This is a genomic window from Oceanicola sp. D3, from assembly GCF_006351965.1.
Taxonomy (GTDB): domain Bacteria; phylum Pseudomonadota; class Alphaproteobacteria; order Rhodobacterales; family Rhodobacteraceae; genus Vannielia.
The window spans coordinates 3,438,062-3,461,585 of record NZ_CP040932.1 but is presented as its reverse complement, the minus strand read 5'-3'; the positions used below and the strand labels follow the sequence as shown (position 1 = coordinate 3,461,585).

Sequence of the window (23,524 nt, the reverse complement as noted above, 5' to 3'; positions counted from 1 at the left end):
GCCCCTGAAAGGGGGCTATTCCATGGACATGAAAGAGATTGCGGCCCGGGGCCTTGTGCTTTTGGGCTGCGGCAAGATGGGCGGGGCGATGCTGGCCGGGTGGCTGGCCGAGGGGCTCTCGCCCGAGGCCGTGACGGTGCTGGACCCGGCACCTTCGGACTGGCTCAAATCGCTCAAGGGCGTGAAACTCAACACGGATTTGCCGGAAAGCCCGGCGGTGGCGATCATCGCGGTGAAGCCGCAGATGATGGGCGATGCGCTGCCTGCGCTCAAGGCCTTGGGCGGGGAGACGGTGTTTGTTTCCATCGCCGCGGGCACGCCGATTGCCGCCTTCGAGGCGGCGCTGGGCGATGTGCCGGTGGTGCGGGCGATGCCCAATACCCCTGCCGCCGTGGGGCGCGGCATTTCGGCGGTGATCGGCAATGCCGCGGTGAGCGCCGAACAGCTTGACATGGCCTGCGACCTGCTGAGCGCGGTAGGCGAGGTGGTGCGGCTGGAGAACGAAGACCAGATCGACGCCGTCACCGGCGTCAGCGGCTCGGGGCCGGCCTATGTGTTTCACATGATCGAGGCGCTGGCGTCTGCGGGCGAAGCTCAGGGGCTTGCGCCGGAGATGGCGATGAAACTGGCCCGCGCGACGGTATGCGGGGCAGGGGAGTTGGCCTATCAGGATGCGGCGAGCGCCGAGCAGTTGCGGGTCAATGTGACCTCGCCCAATGGGACCACGCAGGCCGGGCTCGAGGTGCTGATGGGAGAGCTGCCAGACCTCATGCAGCGCACAGTGGAGGCCGCGACGAAACGGGCCAAGGAGTTGAGATCGTGAGTGAAATTTCTTTCGACGACTTCATGAAGGTGGATATCCGGGTGGGGCGCGTGGTGAAGGCGGAGCCCTTTCCCGAGGCGCGCAAACCGGCGATCAAGCTCTGGGTGGACTATGGCGATGAGATCGGGGTGAAGAAATCTTCGGCCCAGATCACCGTGCATTACGAGCCCGGGGCATTGGTGGGCAAACAGGTGCTGGGGGTGGTGAACTTTCCGCCCCGGCAGATTGGCCCCTTCATGTCGGAGGCGCTGGTGCTGGGGATTCCGGATGCCGAGGGCGAGGTGGTGCTGCTTGGGCCGGACAAGGATGTGCCGATTGGCGGGCGGATGTTCTAGCGGCCCATCGCGGTGCGCCAATGGCGGCGGCAGAGGCTGAGGTAGGTTTCGTTGCCGCCGATCTGCACCTGATCGCCATCGCGCAAAACCTCGCCATCGGCCCCCATGCGCACAACCATCGTCGCCTTTCTGCCGCAGTGGCAGATGGTGCGCACCTCGCGCATCTCATCAGCCAGCGCGAGCAGGGCGGCGGAGCCGGGGAAGAGCTTGCCCATGAAATCCACGCGCAGCCCGTAGCACATGACGGGCACGCCGAGATCATCCACCACGCGGGCCAGCTGCCAAACCTGCTCGGTCGTCAGAAACTGCGCTTCATCGACGAAGATGCAGGCGCAGGGGCCGCTGGCGAGGCGGGCGTCTATCTTGGCGTAGAGATCTTCATCGGAGGTGAAGGTATCGGCCGTCGCTTCCAGCCCGATCCGGCTGCCGATGGTGCCCGTGCCGGAGCGGTCATCGAAGGCCACATTTAGCAGATAGGTCTGCATCCCGCGCTCGATGTAGTTGTGGGAGGCCTGAAGCAGGATGGTGCTCTTGCCGGCGTTCATGGTGGAGTAATGGAAATACAGCTTTGCCATGCGCTTCGTTTACCATTGGCATTTGACGGGGTCAGTGGCGGAAAGATCACAGCCACATCCCATGCACAACCCATGCACATCCCATACCTACGAGAATTCACCGCGCGGCCCCTCGAATCGGAATTAACCATTTGCCGCGAAACTGGCGGGCAAAGGAGATGCCCGATGCCGATTGATCCGATCAAGATGACCAAGACCGAGCGCCAGAACTTCTTTTATGGTGTCGATGCCCTGAGGATGATCGAGCACGACATCCACGACCACCTCTGGGACATCCGCGGCTGCCCGCCCGATTGGCACGAGATCTGGCAGGATGAAGACCGGCGCGACCCGAAGCGGACGCGGGTGACGATTGCGCTGGATGCCGATGTGGTGAAGTTCTTCAAGGCGCTGGGGCAAGGCTACCAGCCCCGTATCAACCGGGTGCTGCGCGCCTTCATGCACATGCGGCTGGCCAAGGTGATCGAGGGGCCGGACGTGAACGACTACATCCTGCGGCCCGAGAAGGTGGTGGCGTTCAAGACCCGCCGGCGGGTGCGGTATGGGGACAGTGAGGAGGGGGTGTGAAGCGAGTGCCGCCCGGCCCGCCAAACCGCGCACCCCGCCCATTTTCTTGCTTCAAATATCTCCCGCCGGAGGCACACCAAATAGATAGTGTGCGCCGCAGGCGCTCATTTGGATCGTGTCACGCCTCTTGCAGCGAGCGCACTGCCATTTCGCCTTCGCCGCGCGACTTCATCGCCAGCGCCGCGGCGTGGCTTGCGGCGAGGGTGGTGAAGTAGGGGATGCGGTCGGAGAGGCAGACGGCGCGCATGCTGCGGCTGTCTTCGACGGATTGTGCGCCTTCGGTGGAGTTCATCACAAGGCAGATTTCGCCGTTCTTCATTGCGTCGACCACGTGGGGGCGGCCTTCGTAGGCCTTGTTCACCACCTCTGCCTCCAGACCGTGTTCGGCAAGGAAACTGGCGGTGCCGCGGGTGGCGATGAGGGGGAAGCCGAGGTCGTGCAGGGTTTGCGCGGTTTCGATCAGCGTGTCGGTCTTGTCGTCTTCCTTGATCGACAGGAACACCTTGCCCGCCCCCGGTTGGGGCAGGATGGTGCCTGCGCCGAGCTGGGCCTTGAGGAAGGCGCGGGGGAAGGAGCGATCCCAGCCCATCACTTCGCCGGTGGAGCGCATCTCTGGCCCCAGCAGGGTGTCGACGCCGGGGAAGCGGCCGAAGGGCAGCACCGCCTCTTTGACCGAGAACCACGGCGTGCGGAAGTCGGCGAGGGAGAGCGGATCTCCCATCGGGATGGGGGTGCTGTCATCGACCGGTTTGTGCGGCGCGGCGAGTGGGAAATCGGCCAGTTTCTCGCCGGCCATGAGGCGGGCGGCGATGGAGGCGATGGCGCTGTCGGTGGCCTTGGCCACGAAGGGCACGGTGCGCGAGGCGCGGGGGTTAACCTCGATGAGGTAGATCTCGTTTTCGCCCTGCGCGTTGGCCTTGACCGCAAACTGCACGTTCATCAGCCCGACGACGTGCAGCGCCACGGCGAGTGCCTTGGTTTGCTCGATCAGCCGGTCGACGACCTCGGCGCTCAGGGTGTGGGGCGGGAGCGAGCAGGCGGAGTCGCCCGAGTGCACCCCGGCCTCTTCAATGTGCTGCATGATGCCCGCGACATGGACGTTTTCGCCGTCGCAGAGCGCATCCACGTCCACCTCGGTGGCGCCGGAAAGGTAATTGTCGAGCAGGACGGGGCTGTCACCCGACACGACGACGGCCTCCTTGATGTAGCGCTCGAGCTGGGCCTGATCGCGAACGATCTCCATGGCGCGGCCCCCCAGCACGTAGGAGGGGCGGATCACCAGCGGGAAGCCGATGTCGGCGGCGATGGAGAGGGCCTCGGCGTCGGAATGTGCGATGCCGTTCTTGGGCTGTTTCAGCCCGAGGCGCTCGACAAGCTGTTGAAAGCGCTCGCGGTCTTCGGCCAGGTCGATTGCGTCGGGCGTGGTGCCGAGGATCGGGATGCCCTCTGCCTCCAGCGCGTTGGCCAGTTTCAGCGGGGTCTGGCCGCCGAATTGGACGATGACGCCATGCAGTGTGCCCTTTTCCTGCTCGACGCGGAGGATTTCCATCACGTGTTCGAAGGTGAGCGGCTCGAAGTAGAGCCTGTCGGAAGTGTCGTAGTCGGTGCTCACCGTCTCCGGGTTGCAGTTGACCATGATGGTTTCATAGCCCTGCCCGGTGAGGGCGAAGCAGGCGTGACAGCAGCAATAGTCAAACTCGATGCCTTGGCCGATGCGGTTGGGCCCGCCGCCGAGGATCACTACCTTCTTGGCATCCGAGGGCCGCGCCTCGCATTCCACCTCGCCCATCGCCGGGTGCTCGTAGGTGGAATACATGTAGGGCGTTTGCGCCTCGAACTCTGCGGCGCAGGTGTCGATCCGCTTGAAGCTGGCGACAACCCCGAGGTTGAGCCGTGCGCGGCGGATGTTGGCCTCGTCGCGGCCTGTCAGCTTGGCGAGGCGGGCATCGGTGAAGCCCATCATCTTGACGTGGCGCAGCCCGGCCTCATCCAAAGGCAGCCCGTCGCGGCGCAGCTTTTCTTCGGCTTCGACGATCTCGCGGATGCGGGCGAGGAACCACGGGTCAAACGCAGTGGCGGCCTGAATATCATCATCCGAGAGGCCGTGGCGCATGGCCTGGGCGATCACCCGGATACGGTCTGGCGTTTTCTCTGAGAGCGCCTTGGTCACGGCGGCGGCGTCGGGTGCGCCGGGGATGTCGATCTCGTCAAAGCCGGTGAGGCCGGTTTCCATCGAGGCGAGCGCCTTTTGCATCGACTCGTGGATGGTGCGGCCAATGCTCATCGCTTCGCCAACGGATTTCATCGCCGTGGTGAGATCGGGCTTGGCGCCGGGGAATTTTTCGAAGGCGAAGCGGGGGATCTTGGTGACGACGTAGTCGATGGTCGGCTCGAAGGAGGCCGGCGTCACCTTGGTGATGTCGTTGTCGAGCTCGTCCAGCGTGTAGCCCACGGCCAGCTTGGCGGCGATCTTGGCGATGGGGAAGCCGGTGGCCTTGGAGGCCAGCGCGGAGGAGCGGGAGACCCGGGGGTTCATCTCGATCACGACCATGCGGCCATCTTCGGGGTTCACCGCCCATTGCACATTCGACCCGCCGGTTTCGACGCCGATCTCGCGCAGCACGGCGATCGAGCCGTTGCGCATGATCTGGTATTCCTTGTCGGTCAGGGTGAGGGCGGGGGCGACGGTGATAGAATCGCCCGTGTGCACGCCCATCGGGTCGACGTTTTCGATGGAGCAGATGATGATGGCGTTGTCGGCCTTGTCGCGGACCACCTCCATCTCGAACTCTTTCCAGCCGAGCAGCGACTCGTCGACGAGGATCTGGCCGACGGGGGAGGCATCCATGCCGGTGCGGCAGTAGTGGATGTAGTCTTCGCGGTTGTAGGCCACGCCGCCGCCGGTGCCGCCCAGCGTGTAGGCGGGGCGGATGATGGCGGGCAGGCCGATGTGCTCCAGCTCGGCGAGGGCCATTTGCACCCCGGCCTCAAGGTCACGGCTGTTGCCCTCGCGCTCCGGCGCGGTGATGATGGTGGCCTTGGGATTTTCCAGCCCGATCCTATCCATCGCTTCGCGGAAGAGGGCGCGATCTTCTGCCATTTCAATGGCTTCGCGCTTGGCGCCGATCATTTCGACGCCGAATTTGTCGAGCACGCCCATCTCTTCGAGCTTGAGCGAGGTGTTCAGCCCGGTCTGGCCGCCCATGGTGGGCAGCAGCGCGTCGGGGCGCTCTTTTTCGATGATCTTGGCGACGACCTCGGGGGTGATTGGCTCGATGTAGGTGGCATCGGCCAACTCCGGGTCGGTCATGATGGTGGCCGGGTTAGAGTTGACCAGGATCACCCGGTAGCCCTCTTCGCGCAGCGCCTTGCAGGCCTGTGCGCCGGAGTAGTCGAACTCGCAGGCCTGCCCGATAACGATGGGGCCTGCACCGATAATCATGATGGATTTGATGTCGGTTCTCTTCGGCATGGTCATCCCCGGGTCGGTGCAAATTGTCGTGGGTTATAGGGATGGCGCGGGCAGGGGCAAGGGGGTGTGGCGCGGTTGGTGAAGATTGTCGCGCGGCGCAGGGGCGGCGGCGCGCCCACCCGCCCACCCCGCGCCGCCGCCCCTGCGCCGGGTTGGACCCTTGGCGCGGTATTCTGGTGGTCGGCGTGGGGCAGGGTGGGGGATGGATGTTTGGAGCAAGAAAATGCAGCGGGGTGGGCGCTTGGCATAGTGTAGGTTGGCAAATGCTTGGCGGGCTGCGCGCTTTTGCGAAGAGCCTCAGCCGGGCCGTGGTTACTGCGCGGCGTGGAGCATTTGCGCGGCGTCTTGGCGGTAGAGGTAGTTGCGGGTGACGGGCACGGCGTGTTGATCGCGGGCCAGTTGGTAGTGGAACACGGCTTGCGGGCCTTCGACAAAGGCGGCCTCGCAGCCGCAGAGGTAGAAGCGCCACATGCGGATGAAACGCTCGTCGTAATGCCTGCGCACCCAGTCGAGCGAGGATTCGAAGCGGTCGCGCCACGCGTGGAGGGTGGGGCCGTAGTGGCCGCGCCAGACTTCAAGGTCGGTGGTGGCCAGCCGGGCATTTTCGATGGCGGGGGACAGCTCTGACTGGGCGGGGATGTAGCCACCGGGGAAGATGTATTTTGCCAGCCATGGGGAGGTGGCGTGGGGTTTGGCGAGGTTGCCGATGGTGTGGATCAGCGCCACGCCGTCCGGCGCGAGCAGATCGTGCAGGCGGTTGAAGTAGGTGGGGAGCTGCGGCAGGCCGACATGCTCCAGCATGCCGATGGAGACCACCCTGTCGAATTTCTCATCCAGCTTGCGATAGTCGATCAGGCGAAACTCGACTTGCTCGGCCAGCCCGGCCTTTTCGGCGCGGGCCTGCGCGGTGGCGAGTTGATTCTGTGACAGGGTGACGCCCGTAACCCTTGCCCCGTAGTCCCGCGCCAGCGTGAGCGCCATGCCGCCCCAGCCGCAGCCGATATCGAGCACGTGCATGCCCGGTTCGAGCAGCAGCTTGCCCGCGATGTGGGCCTTTTTGGCGGCCTGGGCCTCGTCCAACGACAGGCCGGGGCGGGCGAAATAGGCGCAGGAATATTGCATGTCTTCGCCCAGCATCCGGGCGTAGAGCTCATCTGATATATCGTAGTGGTGTTGCACGTTGCGGCTGGAGCGGGCGAGGCCGTTGCGGGTGGCCAGCGCCGGGGTGGCGCTGCGCAGCGCTTCGGCGGCGCGGAACCATCGCGGCATGTTGCCCCGGTGCAGGTTGCGCACCATCAGGGCGAGAAAGCTGTAGCAGTCGTCATCCACGAGGGTCAGGCGGCCGTCCATGTAGCCTTCGCCGATGCCCAGCCGGGGCCTGAGCGCGATGTCACGCAGGATGCTTTCGTCGGTCAGCCGCCCCTCGACTTCGATCTTTCCGCCCGGCCCGTAGCGGCTGGTGCTGCCGTCGGGCCAGTGCAAGGTTAGCCGGCCATCCACGATCATGCCCCGCAGGAGCCTGTCGATCATCGTTTTCCACATCGGAATTTACCCCCGCTGTAGTTTGTGCGCACTTCCCCTAATTGGTTAACGCCAGAAGAATTGGCTCGGTTTCACCCTGCGTCAAGTTTCCGGATGGCCAGCCCGGGTTGACTTCCGCGCATCAAGGCGGTGTATCGGCGCGAACCGATACGTGTGACCGGAAGGGACCGAACCATGCATGCCTACCGCAGCCATACCTGCGCCGAGCTCACCAAGCAGAACGTGGGCGACACCGTGCGTCTTGCCGGCTGGGTGCATCGGGTGCGAGATCACGGCGGGGTGCTTTTTATCGACCTGCGTGACCATTACGGCGTGACCCAGGTGATTGCCGATGGCGACAGCCCGGTGTTTGCCGAGTTGGAAAAGGTGCGCTCCGAGTGGTGCATCCGGATTGATGGCAGCGTGAAGGCGCGCGACGAAAGCCTTGTGAACCCCAAGCTGCCGACCGGCGAGATCGAGGTGTATATCCGCGATCTGGAGGTGCTGGGCTCGGCGGGCGAGCTGCCTCTGCAGGTGTTCGGTGATCAGGAATACCCCGAGGAGACGCGGCTGAAGTATCGCTACCTCGACCTGCGCCGGGAAGCGATGCAGGAGAATATGGTGCTGCGCTCAGACGTGGTGGCGAGCGTGCGCAAGCGGATGTGGGACAAGGGCTTTCGGGAATACCAGACGCCGATTATCACCGCGTCTTCGCCCGAGGGTGCGCGAGACTTTCTGGTGCCGTCGCGGCTGCATCCCGGCAAGTTTTATGCGCTGCCGCAGGCGCCGCAGCTTTTCAAGCAGCTGATCATGGTCAGCGGCTTTGACAAGTATTTCCAGATCGCACCCTGCTTCCGCGATGAAGACCCGCGTGCTGACCGCTCGCCGACCGACTTCTACCAGCTTGACCTCGAAATGAGCTTTGTTGAGCAGCAGGATGTGTTTGACACCGTTTCGCCGGTGATTGCCGGGGTGTTCGAGGAGTTCGGCGGGGGCCGGAAGGTGGATGCGCCGGAGAGCTGGCCGCAGATTCCTTACAAGGAAGCCGCGTTGAAGTATGGCACCGACAAGCCGGACCTGCGCAACCCGATCGAGATGCAGGTGGTGAGCGAGCACTTCCGTGGCTCGGGCTTTGCGATCTTTGCCAAGCTGCTGGAGCAGGACGGCACCGAGATTCGCGCGATCCCGGCACCGGGGGGCGGCAGCCGGAAGTTTTGCGACCGGATGAACGCCTTTGCGCAGAAGGAAGGGCTGCCCGGGATGGGCTATATCTTCTGGCGCGATCAGGGCGAGGGCATGGAAGCCGCCGGCCCCCTGGCCAAGAACATCGGCCCCGAGCGCACCGAGGCGATCCGTGAGCAGCTGGGCCTTGGCGTGGGTGATGCGGCCTTCTTCCTCGGCGGCAAGCCCAAGCAGTTTGAGGGCGTGGCGGGCAAGGCGCGCACCGTGATTGGCGATGAGCTGGGGCTGACCGAGAAGGACCGGTTTGCCTTTGCATGGATCGTGGATTTCCCGATCTACGAGAAGGATGCCGAGAGCGGCGAGATCGACTTTGAGCACAACCCCTTCTCCATGCCGCAGGGCGGGATGGAGGCGCTGGAGGGTGATCCGCTTGCCGTTAAGGGCTATCAGTATGACCTTGCCTGCAACGGTTATGAGCTGGTTTCCGGCGCGATCCGGAACCACAAGCCGGAGGTGATGCTGAAGGCCTTCGAGATCGCTGGCTATGGTGAGGAAGAGGTGAAGGCGCGGTTTGGCGGGCTGTATACCGCCTTTGGTTACGGCGCCCCGCCCCACGGCGGCTGCGCGGCGGGCATCGACCGGATCGTGATGCTGCTGGCCGACGAGGAGAACCTGCGCGAGGTTGTCATGTTCCCGATGAACCAACGCGCGGAAGACCTGATGATGGACGCGCCGAGCGAGCCGACCAACGAGCAGCTGCGCGAGTTGGGGCTGCGGGTGGTCAAGGAGGAGTGAGCCGGTGGTGCCGGGACGGGTGATCCTGATCCATGGCGCCTCCAGCGCGGGCAAGTCGACATTGGCGCGGGCGGTGCGAGAGGCATTGCCCGCGCCTTTTGTTCATCTGACCGTCGATCAACTCATCGACAGCGGGGCGCTGCCCGGCGGCGCGGACTGGCGCGAAGTTCGGGCGCGGGTGTTTGACGGATGGCACCGGGCTGTGGCCGCTATGGGTGCGGCGGGTGTGGACGTGGTTTGGGACCATATCATCGAGACGCCTGAGTGGCATGAGGCGCTGCGTGACTTGCTGGCGGCGCGGGATGTGTTTTTTGTCGGCCTGCATTGCGACTTGGCCGAGTTGGCGCGCCGGGAAGCGGCGCGGGGCAACAGGGCACCGGGCGATGCTGCGCGGGATGCGGCCACGGTGCATGTGGGCAAGCGATACGACCTTGAATTGCGCAGCGAGGACGGGGTGGCGGTGAACGTGGCCCGGGTGGTGGAGGCATGGCGCGGACGGCGCGGGGCTTCGGCCTTCTTCGGGTGAGCGGGGGTGGTGGGCAGATTGCCCACCCTACGGATGACGCGGCTCTGCGTCATAAAACTGTTACGTCACTCTGATCGGCGTGCTACGATCCGGGCATGCAGCGGGTTTTGCTCTTCACCCTTCTGGCTTTCATGCCCATGGCCGCTTCTGCCGGCAGCCCCACCTCAGATGTGTTCTGCGACGATCGCGCGCGCATTGTCGAAAAGCTCGAAACCCGCTTTGGCGCGACCTTGGCCGGGCGGGGGCTGCGGGGGCCGGAGACTTTTGTGGAATTCTGGGTGGCCGAGCGGTCGGGTGACTGGACGATGGTGCAGAATTACACCGACGGGCGGGCCTGCATTGTGGCGATGGGCGAGAGCTGGGAGCGCTTCGGGCCGGTCGACCCGGCCTGACAATGGCTCGGTTGCCGCTTATTGCCGCTGCCTGAGCCGCAGCACCTCTTCTGCCATGTCATCGGCCAGCGCGGCGAGGTCTTCTGCCGTGGAGCCGCGCAGGGTTTCGACCGCCAGCCCGAACATGTTGGACTGAAAGCGGCGCGCAAGCCTGCGGCTGTCGGCCCCGGCGGGCAGTTCTCCGCAGGTGCGGGCCTGCTCGAAAAGCTCGAAGAAGAGATCTTGCACGTCGAGCAGGTAGCGGCGCGCGTCTTCTCCGGCTTCTGAGGGGTCTTCGGCCAGTTCAAGCACGGTTTTGGTTAGCAAACAGCCGCCCGGGCGCTCACTTTTGGGCCGTCCGGTGGTGCGGGCGTGGGCGGCGAGTGCCTCCAACGGGGAGGCGGCGGCCTCGGCGCGGGCGGCGAGGGTGGCCTCGCTGCGCGCCTTGTAGCGCCGGAGCGTTTCGCGAAAGAGCGCTTCTTTGCTGGTGAAGGCCGCGTAGATCGAGCCGGGCTTCATGGCCAGTGCGGCTTCCAGATCTTTCAGCGAGGTCGCGTGGAAGCCCTTGCGCCAGAACAAAGTCAGGGCGGCATCGAGGGCTTTTTCACGGTCGTAGGGCGCGGCGCGGGTCATGTGCAGAATATAGCGGTGGTGGGGCGGCTTGTCTGCCGGCCTCACGATTGAGTGATTGCTCAAAGGGCGGTGTTGAGTGATCGCTCAAATGCGCCATGTTCTCCGGCAAGGGCCACGTGGCCCGTAACGCCAACCACAGGAGCACTTGATGACCGATTTCACCCTGCACGATGAAACCACCGCCCCCGAAGAGAGCCTGCCGCTGATCGAAAAATCGAAGAAAGCCTTTGGCCGCCTGCCCGGGCTGCACAAGGTGATGGCCGAGGCCCCGGCGCTGATGGAAGGCTATCAGGTGCTGCATGGGCTGTTTCAAAACAACACCAGCTTCGACAAGGACGAGATCACCGTGGTCTGGCAGACGATCAACGTGGAGCATGCCTGCCACTACTGCGTGCCCGCGCACACCGGGATTGCCAAGGCGATGAAGGTGGATGACGCGATCAGCGACGCGCTGCGCGATGAAACCCCGCTGCCGACGGAGCGGCTGGAGGCGCTGCGGACCTTCACGCTTGAGATGGTGCGCCAGCGCGGCGAGGTGAGCGATGCGCAGGTGCAGACCTTCCTCGATGCAGGCTACACGAGGCGGCAGGTGCTGGAGATCGTGCTGGGCATCGCGCAGAAGGTGATGTCGAACTACACCAACCACCTTGCCGATACGCCGGTGGACGCACCGATGCAGCAGTTTGCATGGGAGAAGAAGGGCGCGAAGGCGGCCTGACCTTTTACAGGGGCCGGCGTTCGCCCCCCTCCACGGGAACGGTTGCGGCGCGGCCGGGTTGTTCTTGCAAACGGAGGACCGACCCATGAAGAAACTCTTCAAATACTGGGCCGTTTGGAAGCTTGCGCAGAAGCTTTTGCGCAAGCGCCGCCGGGCCTGACACCAAGAGCGCCCCGGAGCCGCAAGCTCCGGGGCGATTTGGCGCAGAGGTGCCCGTATATTCATGCGTGATATTGAATGTGTTTTCGGCTAGGCTCTCCCCACACGGGGGCTGAGGAGAGACAGCATGGCACGGGTTGCGGTTTGGATTTTCGCGGGGACACTGGCCTTGGGCACGGCTGGCCTGGCGCTGGCGCAGATGCATGGCGGCGGGATGCACGGACATGGCCACGGGGCGGATGGCATGGGGCATGACGAGGTCAACATGCCGGGGCTGCGGGGCGAGGATGCCACCGAGGCGGAGAGCGCGGAGCTGGCGGTGATGTTTCGCAACTTCGACACGTTCTCGCGCGAGGTAGAGCTGCTGCCGGACGGGATCCGCACCGTCACCCGGTCTTCCGACACGGAGGTGATGGACGCGCTGGTGAGCCACGTCGTCGGCATGATCGACCGGGTGGGTCAGGGCCGCGACCCGAAAATATTCATCCAGTCGCCGACGCTCGACATCTTTTTCGCGCGGACAGGCGCGATCGAGAGCGACGTTGAGGTGACGGAGGAGGGCATCGTGGTGACGCAAACCTCCACCGACCCGGAGGTGGTGGAGGCCTTGCATGTTCATGCAGGAGAAGTCAGCCGGATGGCCGAGAGCGGCATGCAGGCCGTGCACGAGATGATGATGGAGCGCTGAAGCAAGACGCTCGCATTTGGCGAGGCGGTGGTCAGATCGCCCAGCCTATTCCTCCAGCGCGTCTTCCTTTTTCTCTTCGATCAACCCGGCTTCCTTTTCCTTTCGGGCCTCGAAACGCTCGCCATAGCCCTTGATCTCGCTTTCGGGGATCACCTCTCGGGCGCGCTCAAAGATCTCGTTTTCTTCCTCGTCGATGTGGTGCTCGTAGTCGTGCTTCAGGGTTTTGAAGCGGGTGATCCAGCCGGGGGAGGACATATCCATTTCGTTGAGTTCTTCCATGATGTCGTCGAGCTCCTGATGCTCGTGCACGGAATGGCGGGCGTGCTCTTGGCCCCAGGTCTGGGTGATCAGCTTGGAGTAGAAGGTTTCTTCTTCGGCGGCGGCATGGGCCTTAACGTCGTGATAAAACTCCTGCCACGCGGCGCGGCGAGCTTCGCTGTCGCCCGAGGTGTCGGCGAGGGTGTTGAGCAGGGTGCGGTGGCGGTCATGGTCGGCTTTGATGGCGTCGTAGATGTCTGGCATCGGCGTGGCTCCGGGTGATGTGAAGAGATTGCCTGAGCAACGCGCGCGGGGGGTGGCGGGTTCCGGCCAAGGGGCCGGGGCCGCGCGAAAGCGTGAGGGCCGAAGGGGGTGCGAAGCGGGCTGGCATGGCCTATCTTCGACGGAAGCGGGGGCGCTTTGCGTATTACCCTTTGCACATTGCCCGAACGATGGAGCCTGCCTTGAGTTTCAGCCCGGAGATTGCCGCGATCCGCTTTGGCTACGGGCTGTCGCCGCGCCTCAGCCCGCCTGAGAGCCCGGCGGCGATGATTGCGGCCCTAAACGGCCCTGACGACATGGCGGCGGCCTTTCCGATTGCCTCGATGGCCGAGCAATACGAGCGCTTTCAGCTGTTGTGGGAGCTGAATCAGGCAAAGAGTGCGGGCGACCCGACGGCGCAGAAAAAGATCATGGCATGGCGCCGTGAGGACCGGAACGCGCAGTCGGCGATGCTTGCGGCGACCTTTGCGCGGGCGGTGGAGGCCCCGGATGCGCTGCGCGAGCGGCTGACGCGGTTTTGGGCCGATCATTTTACCGTAAAGGGCAAGGGGAATGCGCGGCGCCAGGTGCAGCATTTCGTGCAGGATGCGATCCGCCCCAACGTGACGGCGCCCTTTGCGCAGATGCTGCGGGCCGCTGTGACCCATCCGTTGATGCTGCTCTACCTCGATCAGGACGATTCTGTTGGCCCCGGATCGGTTTTTGCGGTCCGTCAGGCGAAGAAGGGCAAGCCGCGCGGGCTGAACGAAAACCTCGCGCGGGAAGTGCTGGAATTGCACACGCTGGGCGTGGGCGGCAGCTACACGCAGCGCGATGTGCGGGAGTTTGCGGAGTTGCTGGCCGGGCTGCGGGTGGATATGCGCCGGGGCATGGCCTTTCGGCCCAATCGCGGCGAGCCGGGCGCGGAGGAGGTGCTGGGCGAGCGCTATGGGGCCAAGCGGCCCAAGCTGGAGGATGTGCACGCGGCGCTGGACGACATTGCCACGCACCCCGATACGGCGGCGCATATCGCGCGCAAACTGGCGGTGCATTTCGTTTCTGACACGCCGCCGGAGGGGCTGGTGGAGGCGCTGCGGGTGCGCTTCATCGAGACCGGGGGTGATTTGGGCGCGGTGACGGCGGCGATGCTGGAGCACCCCGATGCCTGGGGGCCGCTGGCCAAGACCAAGCAACCTTTCGACTTTTTGGCCTCGGCGGTGCGGGCGCTGGGCGTGGAGGGGCGGCAGGTGGCGGGGCTCAACCCCAAGAGAGTGCGCGACTATCTCGTTCGCCCGATGCAGCTGATGGGCCAGCCTTGGGAAAACCCAAACGGGCCGGATGGCTGGGCGGAGGATGGTGCGCATTGGCTGACGCCACAGGGGCTGGCGGTGCGGATCAACTGGGCGATGTCTGTGCGGAAGGTGGAGGGGCTGGCGCTGCCTGACCCGCGCGCGTTTGTGAAAACGGCGCTGGGCAGCCAAGCCAGTGCGCGGCTGGAGTTTGCTGCCAAGGCGGCGGAGCGGGAAGCCGAGGGGGTGGGGATTATCCTTGCCTCACCGGACTTTCAACGGAGGTGAAGCGATGAGCAGGCTGCTGCTGACACGGCGCAACTTTTTGGCCACTGCGGGCTGCTCGGCGGCGGCCTCGCCGCTGCTGACCTCGATGGCCTTCGCCGCCGCCCCTTGGGAAAACCGGCTGGTGGTGCTGGTGCTGCGCGGCGCGATGGATGGGCTTGATGTGGTGCGCCCGGTGGGTGATGCGCATTTTGCCGGCGCGCGGCCCAGCTTGGCGGCGGGCGATGGGCTGCCGCTTGACGGGTTTTTCACCCTGCATCCGGCGCTCGCCCCGTTGCATCCGCTGTGGGAGGCGGGCGAGCTGGGCTTTGCCCATGCCGTCTCGACCCCGTATCGCGACAAGCGCAGCCATTTTGACGGGCAGGATTTGCTGGAGGCGGGCACTGGCTTTGACGTGGCCACCGGGGCTGCGCGTGACGGCTGGCTGAACCGCATGCTGCAGGCGGTGCCGGGCGTTGAGGCGGACACGGCCTATGCCATTGGGCGCGAAGATCTGCTGTTGCTCTCGGGCGCGGCCCCCGCTGCCAACTGGTCGCCCGGCACCCGGCTGGAGCTTTCGCCGCAGGCGCGGCGGTTGATCGAGATGGTCTATGAAGAGCACCCGACCTATCGCGCCGCGGTGCTGGAGGCGTTGGCCCTGTCAGAAGATATCGCCGCGGCGGAAGCTGCGGGCGACGATGACGACGGCGGCGAAATGGCGGCCATGATGGAGGCCACTGGCGCGAAGGGCGCGCATATGCAGATGGCCGAGTTTGCGGTGCAGCGCCTGCGGGCGGACACCCGGATTGCCGCTTTCTCGCTGGGCGGATGGGACACGCATCATGCGCAGGCCCGCAACCTGCCAAAGGCGCTTGAGCAACTCTCGGATGTGATTTCGCTGATGCGTGCAGGGCTCGGGCCGCTCTGGGGCAAGACCGGCATCATCGCGATGACGGAGTTTGGCCGCACCGTGCGTGAGAATGGCACAGGCGGCACCGACCATGGCACCGGCGGGCTGATGCTGATGGCGGGCGGGGCGATGAAGGGTGGCAAGGTTTATGGCCGCTGGCCCGGGTTGGCGGAGGCAGATCTGTATGCCCGCCGGGATCTGATGCCCACTGAAGACGTGCGCGCCTATGCGGCGCGGGCGATGCAGGGCCTCTTCGGGATGCCGGATGATGTGCTTTCAGGGCAGGTCTTTCCGGGGCTCGATTTCAGCGGTGCGCCGGGTATCGTGCTTTGAGCGTGAGCGTGAGCGTGGGCGGGGGCTCAGACCCCGCCGGAGAGCTCGATTGTGTTGATCTCTTCGGCCGCATCGGCGGTGACGGTCTTGGTGCCCGTGGCCAGGGTGGCGGCCACGGCAAAGCCGAGTGACACCACGCCGGCCATGAGCACGACCCAGTCGATGGTGGCGTTGCCCTCGTCTTCCGACCAGAATGCATTTGCGATGCGTTTCATAGGCTTGCTCCTTCGCGCCACATTGGGCCGCCTTCTGCCGCTCTACCCGCAAAGCTGACGGCGAAATGCGGCAGCGGGATGGAGAGCGCGGGCCATTTTGCGGGTTTTCCTCTCTCACATGGGCCGATAGGACAGCATCAAGGTTGACATGAGGTAAACGGATGGGGGACGCGGGGCCATTGGGCGAAGAGCTGACGGGCTGGGTGCCACCGGAGCCGCCCGCGATGGCTGCGCTGGAGGGGCGCTGGGCGAGGCTCGAACGTCTTAGCGCCGACACCCATGCCGCCACGCTCTTTCGTGCCTTCTCGGGCCATGATGCGCTCTGGGATTACATGCCGGTTGGCCCGTTTCACTCGGCGGCGCAGTATCACCGTTGGGCACGGGAGGCAGAGGCGGGCCTCGACCCGCTGCATTTTGCCATTCAGAACCGCGATACCGGGCAATGGGGCGGCACCTGCGCGTTGCTGCGGATTACGCCGGAGGCGGGCTCCATCGAACTGGGCTACATTGCGCTTTCGCCCGAGCTGCAACGCACCCGCGCGGCGACAGAGGCGTTTTGCCTGCTGATCGAATGGGCCTTCGAGGCGGGGTATCGGCGGTTTGAATGGAAGTGCAACGCGCTAAACATGCCCTCGCGCCGCGCCGCCGAGCGGCTGGGCCTGAGCTATGAGGGCGTTTTTCGGCAGGCGCAGGTGGTGAAGGGGCGCAACCGTGACACCGCGTGGTTTGCCGCGATCGACAAGGAATGGCCCGCTTTGCGGGAAGCTCACCGCGCATGGTTGCGGCCCGAGAATTTTGACGCGGCGGGCCGCCAGATGGAGCGGTTGGGTGACCTGACACGGCTCGTGCGCGCCGCCTCAGACCCGGCGCTCCAGCCCGGCTGACAGACGCTGCGGCTTGCCGTTTCACCCAAAGGCCGCCACGCCCTGCGCGAGCGGAGGCATCCGAAACCTGAGCCGCGCGTAGCAGCCCGCAGGCGCAGCGGTTCTACAAGGCGACCGTGCCCTCCAGCCGGTGGGCGACAAGCTTGGAAATGGCTGCCGCCTCGCTGCCGCCGCCCTCGCCGGCGGCGCGGGCATCTGCCAGCCCGGCTGCGGCCTCGGCCAGCGGCGCATCGGAGGCGCATTGGGCCACGGAGCCAAGAAACTGGGCGACGTAATCGAGCATCCCCGGATCATCTTCGCCGGTGGAGAGCACATCGGCCACATGGGCGAGGTCATCGCGCAGGGCCAGTGGATCGGGCGAAATCACATCGGCGGAAACCGCACGTGGGCCCATCGGCTGCTCCTCTTCAGGGAGCCGTGCGAGAATGGCTTGCTGGAAGGCGGCAAGGCTGGTGATGGGCTTCTGGATAAAGCCATCTGCCCCGGCCTCCATGGCAATATCTTCGCTCACCGGGTCGCCCGAGGTGGCGAGGAGCACCGGCACGCGGGTGTCGGACTGGTGCAGATCGCGGATGAGCTCCAGCCCCGAGCCATCGGGCAGGCCGAGATCGACGATCACCGCCGTTGGCCGATAGACCTTCAGGTGCCTGTGGGCAGAGGCCAGCGTATCGGCCCGCCGGATCCGGGCGCCGGAGCGCAGACACAGCAGGCGCACCGCCTCGGAGGCAAAGCGGCTGTCTTCCACAACCAGCACGGTGGCGCCAAGCAAGGGCCGCTCGCGGGTGGGCTTTTGCGGAGCGATCGAGAATTGCGAGATATCATCTGTCATGGGAGCCTCCCTCAAGGCGTTACCTCCCGAGCAGACAGCAACAACCCTAAGAAGTGGTAAACGCGCCAGCACGATTGCGACAAAGGCGCGTCTTGTCGCGCGATTTGGCGGGCGGCATAACCGGCACAGATCTGCGAGGGAGAGATGAACATGATCGGACGGCTGAACCACGTTGCCATCGCGGTGCCCGACCTTGAGGCCGCTGCCGCGCAGTATCGCGGCACGCTGGGTGCTGATGTGGGCGCGCCGCAAGATGAGCCCGACCATGGCGTGACGGTTGTTTTCATCACCTTGCCGAACACGAAGATCGAGCTGCTCTACCCGCTGGGCGAGGGCAGCCCGATTGCCGGTTTTCTGGAAAAGAACCCGGCAGGGGGCATCCACCACATCTGCTACGAGGTGGATGATATCCTCGCCGCGCGGGACAAGCTGAAGGCCGAAGGCGCCCGGGTGCTGGGCAGCGGCGAGCCGAAGATTGGGGCGCATGGCAAGCCGGTGCTGTTTTTGCACCCCAAGGATTTTAACGGCTGTCTGGTGGAACTGGAGCAGGTCTGATGAGCATTACCGCCGCCCTTGTCGTACTGGCCATCACTTGGTTCATGGTGCTGTTTCTGGTGTTGCCGGTGCGGATGAAGAGCCAGCAGGAGGCGGGCGATGTGGTGCCGGGCACTCATGCCGGCGCGCCTGCGGATTTTCGGCTGGGCAAGCGGCTGAAGATCACCACGCTCATCGCGGTGCCGGTGGCCGGGCTGATCTGCGCGGTGATCATCTCCGGCGTGATTACCATCTCCGATTTCGACCTGCTGGAGCGGTTCGGGCCGAAGGGGCCGATCGTGGAGGGGCAGTAGGCCCGTCAGGTTCGGGCGCCCGAAACGTCGCTCTGGAAGAGCGCCCGAAACGTCGCCCCACCCGCGCCGCTTCGGGCGCCCTGCGCGGTGTCGCTGGCGACACGTCTGGCGCAGAGGGCGGTCTGAGGGCCAGCCGCCAAACTCCCGCAGTTTCTTATAGCAAGAGAACGGGGCCGGGCCGGTTTAGCGGATCGGTCCGCTCGGCTGGGGCGTGAGTGCGGCAAGGTTCGGCTCCAGCCGGTGGAACATGTGGGTGAAGGTGGCCACGCCGAGGATGGGAATGAAGAGGTTGATCAGCGGAAAACTGAGCGGAATTGCCATCAGCGTGCCTGCGAACCAGATCTTGCCGAAGTGGCGGCGGCGCGACTCGTTGGCCGCCTTGCGCCCGATCCGGCGCATCGCCACCATCTGGTAATACTCCCGCCCCAGCAGCAGCCCGTTGATCGCCCAGAACAGGAGCGGAATCAGCGGCCCGGCAAAGATGTAGAGGATCAGCATCAGCACGTTGACGACGATTAGGATGCCGAAGAAGCCGAGGCTGTCGCGCAGGGCTTCTGTCCAGGGGAAGCGCGGCACATCGGGCAGCTCGGGGTAGTGCCTGTCTTCCACCGCTGCCGCCACATCTTCTAGGAACAGGCCGGTGAAGGCCGAGGCCACGGGCACCATTAGGAAGATCGACATCAGCGCCATCAGGGCAATCGAGGCCCAGGAGAGCAGATCGTCGATCCAGGTCACCTCGCGGCCGAAGATGGTGAAGCTGTCGGGTGTGACCCAATCGAGAAACATCAGGAACACGCCGTAGACCCCGAAGAGGAGCAGCAGCGTCAGCCCCAGCCCCATCGCCAGCACCTTGAGGAAGCGACCGTCGAACATCTGGTTCACGGCTTTGCCGAAGTCGGAGAAGATCATTCGGAGACCCAGGCGGTGATGTTTGTCAGGTCGGGGCGGGGGCGCTCGGGGGGGGCGGCGGTTTCGGTGCCGATGTGGATGAAGCCTGCCACCGTCTCGTGCAACGCGAGGCCGAGGCCCTTGGTGACGAACTCGCGGTCATGGCTGCCCCAGCCGGAAAGCCAGTTGGCGCCCCAGCCCGAGGCCAGCGCGGCGTTGAGCATGGCGAGGCATACCGCCCCGGCGGAGTAGAGCTGCTCGACCATCGGAATTTTCTCGCTTTGCACCGGCGAAGAGACCACCACCACGGCGAGGCCGGGCTGCTTGAGCTGGGTCTGAAACTTTTCGACCTTCTCTGCTTCGATCTCCAGCGCCGCGCCGCGTTCGCCCGCCAGCGTGGCCAGCCGATCCAGCGCCGCGCCTTCGAGCACGATGAAGCGCCATGGCTCCAGCTTGCCGTGATCGGGCGTGCGGGCGGCGGCTTGCAGGATTGGCCCCAGCTCTTCGCGGGTCGGCACCGGGGTGGTCAGCGTCTTGGCGGGCCGGGAGCGGCGGGTGAGGAGGAAGTCGAGGGCGGCGGGGTTTTTCTCGGGCATGGGCACTCCTTGGCGGTTGGCCCTTATGTCGGGTGTTTTGCGCCGGGGTTCAATGGGTTCACTCCCACCACGGGTCGATGGCGGCGATGTCTTCATCGCTCCAGCCGAAGTGGTGGGCGAATTCGTGCACCGTGACATGGGCGATCAGCTCGTCGAGCGACTGGCCGGGCCTGTCACGCCACTCGGCGAGGATGGGCTGGCGGAAGAGCCAGACGGTATCGGGGAACGGGTCGGGGTAGCTGGCGGATTTTTCGGGGAGAGGGGTGCCCTCGTAGAGGCCGGTCAGGTCGCGCGGGTCACGCATGCCGAAGTCGGCCATCATCTCGGGCGTGGGCCATTCGGCGACGCGGATCACCACCGCGCGCGCCGCCGGCAGGAGCGGCGGGGGGAAGGCCTCTACCGTCTCATGGGCGATGCGGAGGAAATGAGTGTTGTCGCGGGACATGGAGGCCGCCGGCAGGCGTCAGGCCCCAGTAACCCGCCAGATCACATCGCCCACGTCATCGGCCATCAGCAGCGACTTTCCATCCGCGCCGAGGCAGACGCCGACGGGGCGGCCGTAGGCGAGCTTTTCATCCTCGGAGAGGAAGCCCGAGAGAATGTCGCGCGGGGGCTCGGTTTCGCTGGGCTTGCCGTTTTCGAAGGGCACAAACAGCAGCTTGTAGCCCGAGAGCTTGGAGCGGTTCCACGAGCCGTGCTGGCCGATCACCATACCTTCGCCAAAGCCGGGCAGGGTGCCTTCGGGCATCCAGCAGAGGCCGAGCGAGGCGGTGTGGCCGCCGAGAGCGTAATCGGGGCAGATCGAGGCGGCGACGGCGGCGGCGTCTTGCGGCACGCGGTCATCAACGATGCGATCCCAGTAGGAGTAGGGCCAGCCGTAAAAGCCGCCGTCGACCACGGTGGTGAGGTAATCGGGCGGGGTTTCGTCGCCCAGCCCGTCGCGCTCGTTGACCACGGTCCAGAGGGCCCCGGTGGAGGGCTCGAAAGCCACGCCGACCGGGTTGCGCAGGCCCGAGGCGAAGATGCGGGCCTCTTCGGTGGCCACGTCCAGCTCCCAGATCGCGGCGCGGCCTTCTTCGGTTTCCATCCCCTCGTCAGCGATGTTGGTGAGCGAACCGACGCCGGCGTAGATCTTGGTGCCGTCGGGGGAGACGATGAGGGAGCGGGTCCAGTGGCCGCCGGGCTTGAACTCCACCAGCTTGCGGGCGGCGCTCTCGTCCAGCCGGGTCGTGCCGGGCGGGAAGGGGAAGGCGACGATGCCATCGGTGTTGCCGAGGTAGAAGGTGTCGCCCACCACCGCCATGCCGAAGGGCTGGCTCTGGTTCTCGACGAAGATCTCGCGGTGCTCGGCGACGCCGTCACCGTCGGCATCACGCCAGAGGGTGACACGGTTGGCGCTGTTGCCCATCGCCTTGATCGCCTTCATCGTCGCATGCGCGGCGCGGTCCAGCAGGGTTTTGGGGGGCGTCTCGATCTGGGAGGCCTCGGCGACGAGCACGTCACCCGAGGGCAGCACCTCGATCCAGCGCGGATGATCCAGCCCCTCGGCGAAGGCGTTGACCTTGAGGCCGGGGGCGCAGGTGGGCAGGCGGCCATCCTTCCAGCCTTCGGCGGCGGGCATCTTGAGGGTCATGATGCCCTGTTTCTTCGCCTCGGGGATCTCCGGCGTGCCGCCCATCGCCTGGGTGGTGGGGGCACCGATGCGGCGCAGGGCTGCGACCGTTCCGCCGACGAGGGCCGTTGCCTTTGCGAGTATGTCCATGATGCTTCCTCTGCGCCGTTTGCGGGAGTGGTAGCGCTAAACGCGGGGCGGCGACAGCCCTCGCGGGTGTTACCCGGGTTGATTTGCCGTTGCCTCAGCGCATAGCCTCTTTGTGGCGCGTCAGCCGCATTTCGGTGTCTGTGACCGCCCATGCGGCGCATCAGGCTATCCGGGCGGTTAAGATCATCTCGAGAAACCGAAAAACAGGTTCACATGACCCGAAATAGCACTGTCTACGCCTTCATCCCTGCACGGTCGGGCTCGGTCGGCTTACCGAACAAGAATATCATGCGCATCAACGGGCATCCGTTGTTGGCCTATGCGATTGCCTTCGGGAAGGCGCTGGGTATCGATCGGGTGATCCTGTCGACCGACTCCGAAGAGTACGCCGAGATCGGCCGGTATTATGGCGCTGACTGCCCTTATCTGAGAGGGGCGGAGGCGAGTTCGGGGGCGGCGATGGAAGAAGACATCCTCGCCGACATGGAGGCCAACCTGCCGCGTTTCGGCATCGAGATGCCGGACATCTGGTTGCGGCTAAAGCCGACGAACCCGTTCCGGAAGGTGAAGGACGTGCAGCGCGCCATCGAAATTCTCGAGGAGAGACCGGAGGTGGATTCGGTGCGCCACGTCAACGCGTCGGAGACGCGGCTTTGCACGATCAACAATGACGGATTTCTGGAGCCGCTTTTGGACGGTTGGCCTGAAGACCGTTCGGTCATTCGGCGCACGGAGTTTCCGACGGCCTACCAGGTGTTCAACCTTGACGTTCTGCGCCATGAAAATCTGGCCAAGTACGGTTCGGCCTACATGGGCAAGCGCGCGCTACCGATCATCGGGGAGGCGATCACCGGGATCGACATCAACAACAAGGATGACTTCGACGTGGTGAAAGCGTTGATAGAGATGCAGCCGCGGCCCGAGGTCGTCGCCCGCCACCTCGTGGAGCCCGAGCAGCCCGTCTATCCGGGCTGATCCGAGGGCCAGAGCGGTAGGCCGGTATCGACGGACAGGGCGCGGTCGGTGGGGAAGACCGGGGCGCCGAGCTTTCGGAGCCGGGCGAATATCTCTTGGTCTGCATCCACGTGGATGCGCTTATAGTTCATCGAAGTATAGGAGGCTCCGCCAGACCGGAACGAAACGCCCGCCACGGCGACGCGGGTTGCGCCCGCGGCCAGTGCCAACAAGATCGCGCGAAGGCCCATCGAGGGCTCGTAGGTGCGGTGCAGCAAGATGCGGCCCGGATTGAGGACGCTGTTGTAGATCGTGCTGATGTCGAGGCGGTGCAAAATGGTCAGCTCGTCATAGGTGTAGCCGATTTCGGACAGCAGGCTGAGCTGGACCTCGCAGCCGGGGTCTGCGCGGCGCGGGAAGAGGACGAGGTGGCCGGTTTTTCGGCCCGCAAGACGTTTGAGCTTGTCGGCACTGGTGGCCTGACCGTCTCCCATCGTTGATCGCATGCAGGTGATGTGGGGGGCCTCCACGCCGAGCGGCTCGAGCGAAAGTTGCGCCGCGTTTGCGGTGACGATGGTGCGCCCTTCAAGAAACTCGCTCGGCACGACGGGGTCCGGTGCCGAGGCAAAGGCCAGCACATCACCGTGCATCGAAGGAAGCTGGGGCTTTCCGCGCAGGGCAGCGCGAATGCTTCGACCGAAATTTATCACTGACCCGGTTTCTCTGGCATGTGTTTGGAGCGGTTTACCTCAGGTCGCTCAGCGCTGCCAGAGCGCCGGCCGCAAATACCCGGACGCGCCGGCGACTGATGCCGCCTTGCCTTACCCCTTTGGCGATTGGTAAACAAACCTGACCACTCCGGGGAGCC

Annotated in this window: 26 protein-coding genes; 14 read left to right on the top strand and 12 right to left on the bottom strand. The window is 65.1% G+C overall.

Annotation, left to right across the window (positions count from 1 at the left end):
• Positions 1 to 22: 22 nt before the first annotated feature.
• Together proC and FHY55_RS17255 are read left to right on the top strand one after the other, a co-directional pair.
• Complete coding sequence (gene proC, locus FHY55_RS17260) at positions 23 to 823, top strand: pyrroline-5-carboxylate reductase (RefSeq protein ID WP_140015367.1); 801 nt, start codon at positions 23 to 25, stop codon at positions 821 to 823.
• On the top strand, positions 820 to 1,158 hold the full coding sequence (locus FHY55_RS17255; protein ID WP_140015366.1) for a tRNA-binding protein: 339 nt from the start codon (positions 820 to 822) through the stop codon (positions 1,156 to 1,158). The genes proC and FHY55_RS17255 overlap by 4 nt, the downstream gene beginning before the upstream one ends.
• On the opposite strand, the gene FHY55_RS17250 is transcribed toward FHY55_RS17255, so the two are convergent.
• Positions 1,155 to 1,733, bottom strand: coding sequence for a thymidine kinase (locus FHY55_RS17250; protein ID WP_140015365.1), 579 nt, complete (start codon positions 1,731 to 1,733; stop codon positions 1,155 to 1,157). The two genes, FHY55_RS17255 and FHY55_RS17250, sit on opposite strands and share 4 nt — an antisense overlap.
• 165 nt (positions 1,734 to 1,898) lie before the next feature.
• Between FHY55_RS17250 and FHY55_RS17245 the strand changes: the two genes are divergently transcribed.
• Positions 1,899 to 2,300 (top strand): BrnA antitoxin family protein, encoded by a 402-nt coding sequence (locus FHY55_RS17245; RefSeq protein WP_210410505.1) that lies wholly within the window; start codon positions 1,899 to 1,901, stop codon positions 2,298 to 2,300.
• Positions 2,301 to 2,418: 118 nt separating this feature from the next.
• Here FHY55_RS17245 and carB read toward each other — a convergent pair whose 3' ends face one another.
• Both carB and FHY55_RS17235 read right to left on the bottom strand, forming a co-directional pair.
• Positions 2,419 to 5,772, bottom strand: coding sequence for a carbamoyl-phosphate synthase large subunit (carB, locus tag FHY55_RS17240; RefSeq protein WP_140015364.1), 3,354 nt, complete (start codon positions 5,770 to 5,772; stop codon positions 2,419 to 2,421).
• Between the two features lie 312 nt (positions 5,773 to 6,084).
• Positions 6,085 to 7,314, bottom strand: a complete 1,230-nt coding sequence (locus FHY55_RS17235; RefSeq protein ID WP_140015363.1) for a cyclopropane-fatty-acyl-phospholipid synthase family protein — start codon at positions 7,312 to 7,314, stop codon at positions 6,085 to 6,087.
• Positions 7,315 to 7,488: 174 nt separating this feature from the next.
• Here FHY55_RS17235 and aspS point away from each other — a divergent pair, with 174 nt between their 5' ends.
• The 3 genes from aspS to FHY55_RS17220 all read left to right on the top strand — a co-directional run bounded on the left by aspS (position 7,489) and on the right by FHY55_RS17220 (position 10,188).
• Complete coding sequence (gene aspS, locus FHY55_RS17230) at positions 7,489 to 9,270, top strand: aspartate--tRNA ligase (protein WP_140015362.1); 1,782 nt, start codon at positions 7,489 to 7,491, stop codon at positions 9,268 to 9,270.
• 4 nt (positions 9,271 to 9,274) lie between these two features.
• Entirely contained in the window at positions 9,275 to 9,796 is a 522-nt protein-coding gene (locus FHY55_RS17225) for a chloramphenicol phosphotransferase CPT family protein (RefSeq protein ID WP_254695356.1), read from the top strand.
• A 95-nt stretch (positions 9,797 to 9,891) separates the two neighbouring features.
• Positions 9,892 to 10,188 (top strand): hypothetical protein, encoded by a 297-nt coding sequence (locus FHY55_RS17220; RefSeq protein WP_254695355.1) that lies wholly within the window; start codon positions 9,892 to 9,894, stop codon positions 10,186 to 10,188.
• Between the two features lie 18 nt (positions 10,189 to 10,206).
• Here FHY55_RS17220 and FHY55_RS17215 read toward each other — a convergent pair whose 3' ends face one another.
• The gene (locus FHY55_RS17215) at positions 10,207 to 10,845 is read right to left on the bottom strand and encodes a TetR/AcrR family transcriptional regulator (RefSeq protein ID WP_254695354.1); all 639 of its coding nucleotides are present in this window, start codon (positions 10,843 to 10,845) and stop codon (positions 10,207 to 10,209) included.
• Between the two features lie 103 nt (positions 10,846 to 10,948).
• Here FHY55_RS17215 and FHY55_RS17210 point away from each other — a divergent pair, with 103 nt between their 5' ends.
• On the top strand, positions 10,949 to 11,518 hold the full coding sequence (locus FHY55_RS17210) for a carboxymuconolactone decarboxylase family protein (RefSeq protein WP_140015360.1): 570 nt from the start codon (positions 10,949 to 10,951) through the stop codon (positions 11,516 to 11,518).
• A 286-nt stretch (positions 11,519 to 11,804) separates the two neighbouring features.
• Positions 11,805 to 12,365 (top strand): hypothetical protein, encoded by a 561-nt coding sequence (locus FHY55_RS17205; protein WP_254695353.1) that lies wholly within the window; start codon positions 11,805 to 11,807, stop codon positions 12,363 to 12,365.
• Positions 12,366 to 12,410: 45 nt separating this feature from the next.
• Here FHY55_RS17205 and FHY55_RS17200 read toward each other — a convergent pair whose 3' ends face one another.
• Positions 12,411 to 12,887 carry a hemerythrin domain-containing protein gene (locus tag FHY55_RS17200; protein ID WP_140015359.1) on the bottom strand — a complete coding sequence of 159 codons (477 nt, stop codon included), beginning with the start codon at positions 12,885 to 12,887 and terminating at the stop codon, positions 12,411 to 12,413.
• Positions 12,888 to 13,087: 200 nt separating this feature from the next.
• Between FHY55_RS17200 and FHY55_RS17195 the strand changes: the two genes are divergently transcribed.
• Complete coding sequence (locus FHY55_RS17195; protein ID WP_254695352.1) at positions 13,088 to 14,461, top strand: DUF1800 family protein; 1,374 nt, start codon at positions 13,088 to 13,090, stop codon at positions 14,459 to 14,461.
• Positions 14,462 to 14,465: 4 nt separating this feature from the next.
• Positions 14,466 to 15,680: a DUF1501 domain-containing protein gene (locus tag FHY55_RS17190; protein ID WP_140015357.1), complete on the top strand. Its 1,215-nt coding sequence runs from the start codon at positions 14,466 to 14,468 to the stop codon at positions 15,678 to 15,680.
• A gap of 26 nt (positions 15,681 to 15,706) precedes the next feature.
• Here the strand turns inward: FHY55_RS17190 and FHY55_RS17185 are convergent, their stop codons facing one another.
• The gene (locus tag FHY55_RS17185) at positions 15,707 to 15,895 is read right to left on the bottom strand and encodes a hypothetical protein (RefSeq protein ID WP_140015356.1); all 189 of its coding nucleotides are present in this window, start codon (positions 15,893 to 15,895) and stop codon (positions 15,707 to 15,709) included.
• 161 nt (positions 15,896 to 16,056) lie between these two features.
• On the opposite strand from FHY55_RS17185, the gene FHY55_RS17180 reads away from it, so the two are divergent.
• Entirely contained in the window at positions 16,057 to 16,779 is a 723-nt protein-coding gene (locus FHY55_RS17180) for a GNAT family N-acetyltransferase (protein WP_140015355.1), read from the top strand.
• A gap of 103 nt (positions 16,780 to 16,882) precedes the next feature.
• On the opposite strand, the gene FHY55_RS17175 is transcribed toward FHY55_RS17180, so the two are convergent.
• Positions 16,883 to 17,608: a response regulator gene (locus FHY55_RS17175; RefSeq protein WP_140015354.1), complete on the bottom strand. Its 726-nt coding sequence runs from the start codon at positions 17,606 to 17,608 to the stop codon at positions 16,883 to 16,885.
• A gap of 150 nt (positions 17,609 to 17,758) precedes the next feature.
• Here FHY55_RS17175 and mce point away from each other — a divergent pair, with 150 nt between their 5' ends.
• Together mce and FHY55_RS17165 are read left to right on the top strand one after the other, a co-directional pair.
• A complete protein-coding gene (gene mce, locus FHY55_RS17170; RefSeq protein ID WP_140015353.1) occupies positions 17,759 to 18,163 on the top strand; it encodes a methylmalonyl-CoA epimerase in 405 nt (134 codons plus the stop codon).
• Complete coding sequence (locus FHY55_RS17165) at positions 18,163 to 18,456, top strand: DUF1467 family protein (RefSeq protein WP_140015352.1); 294 nt, start codon at positions 18,163 to 18,165, stop codon at positions 18,454 to 18,456. The genes mce and FHY55_RS17165 overlap by 1 nt, the downstream gene beginning before the upstream one ends.
• A 183-nt stretch (positions 18,457 to 18,639) precedes the next feature.
• On the opposite strand, the gene FHY55_RS17160 is transcribed toward FHY55_RS17165, so the two are convergent.
• From FHY55_RS17160 to FHY55_RS17145, 4 genes are read right to left on the bottom strand one after another with little or no spacing between them, the layout of a single operon-like run.
• Positions 18,640 to 19,365 (bottom strand): EI24 domain-containing protein, encoded by a 726-nt coding sequence (locus FHY55_RS17160; protein ID WP_140015351.1) that lies wholly within the window; start codon positions 19,363 to 19,365, stop codon positions 18,640 to 18,642.
• Positions 19,362 to 19,940 carry a nitroreductase gene (locus FHY55_RS17155; protein ID WP_140015350.1) on the bottom strand — a complete coding sequence of 193 codons (579 nt, stop codon included), beginning with the start codon at positions 19,938 to 19,940 and terminating at the stop codon, positions 19,362 to 19,364. The genes FHY55_RS17160 and FHY55_RS17155 overlap by 4 nt, the downstream gene beginning before the upstream one ends.
• A gap of 58 nt (positions 19,941 to 19,998) precedes the next feature.
• Positions 19,999 to 20,385, bottom strand: coding sequence for a metallopeptidase family protein (locus tag FHY55_RS17150; protein WP_140015349.1), 387 nt, complete (start codon positions 20,383 to 20,385; stop codon positions 19,999 to 20,001).
• Between the two features lie 18 nt (positions 20,386 to 20,403).
• Positions 20,404 to 21,702: a sorbosone dehydrogenase family protein gene (locus FHY55_RS17145; protein ID WP_140015348.1), complete on the bottom strand. Its 1,299-nt coding sequence runs from the start codon at positions 21,700 to 21,702 to the stop codon at positions 20,404 to 20,406.
• Between the two features lie 213 nt (positions 21,703 to 21,915).
• Here FHY55_RS17145 and FHY55_RS17140 point away from each other — a divergent pair, with 213 nt between their 5' ends.
• The gene (locus tag FHY55_RS17140) at positions 21,916 to 22,677 is read left to right on the top strand and encodes a cytidylyltransferase domain-containing protein (protein ID WP_168223044.1); all 762 of its coding nucleotides are present in this window, start codon (positions 21,916 to 21,918) and stop codon (positions 22,675 to 22,677) included.
• Here the strand turns inward: FHY55_RS17140 and FHY55_RS17135 are convergent.
• On the bottom strand, positions 22,665 to 23,306 hold the full coding sequence (locus FHY55_RS17135) for a hypothetical protein (RefSeq protein ID WP_140015346.1): 642 nt from the start codon (positions 23,304 to 23,306) through the stop codon (positions 22,665 to 22,667). The two genes, FHY55_RS17140 and FHY55_RS17135, sit on opposite strands and share 13 nt — an antisense overlap.
• Between the last annotated feature and the right edge of the window lie 218 nt (positions 23,307 to 23,524).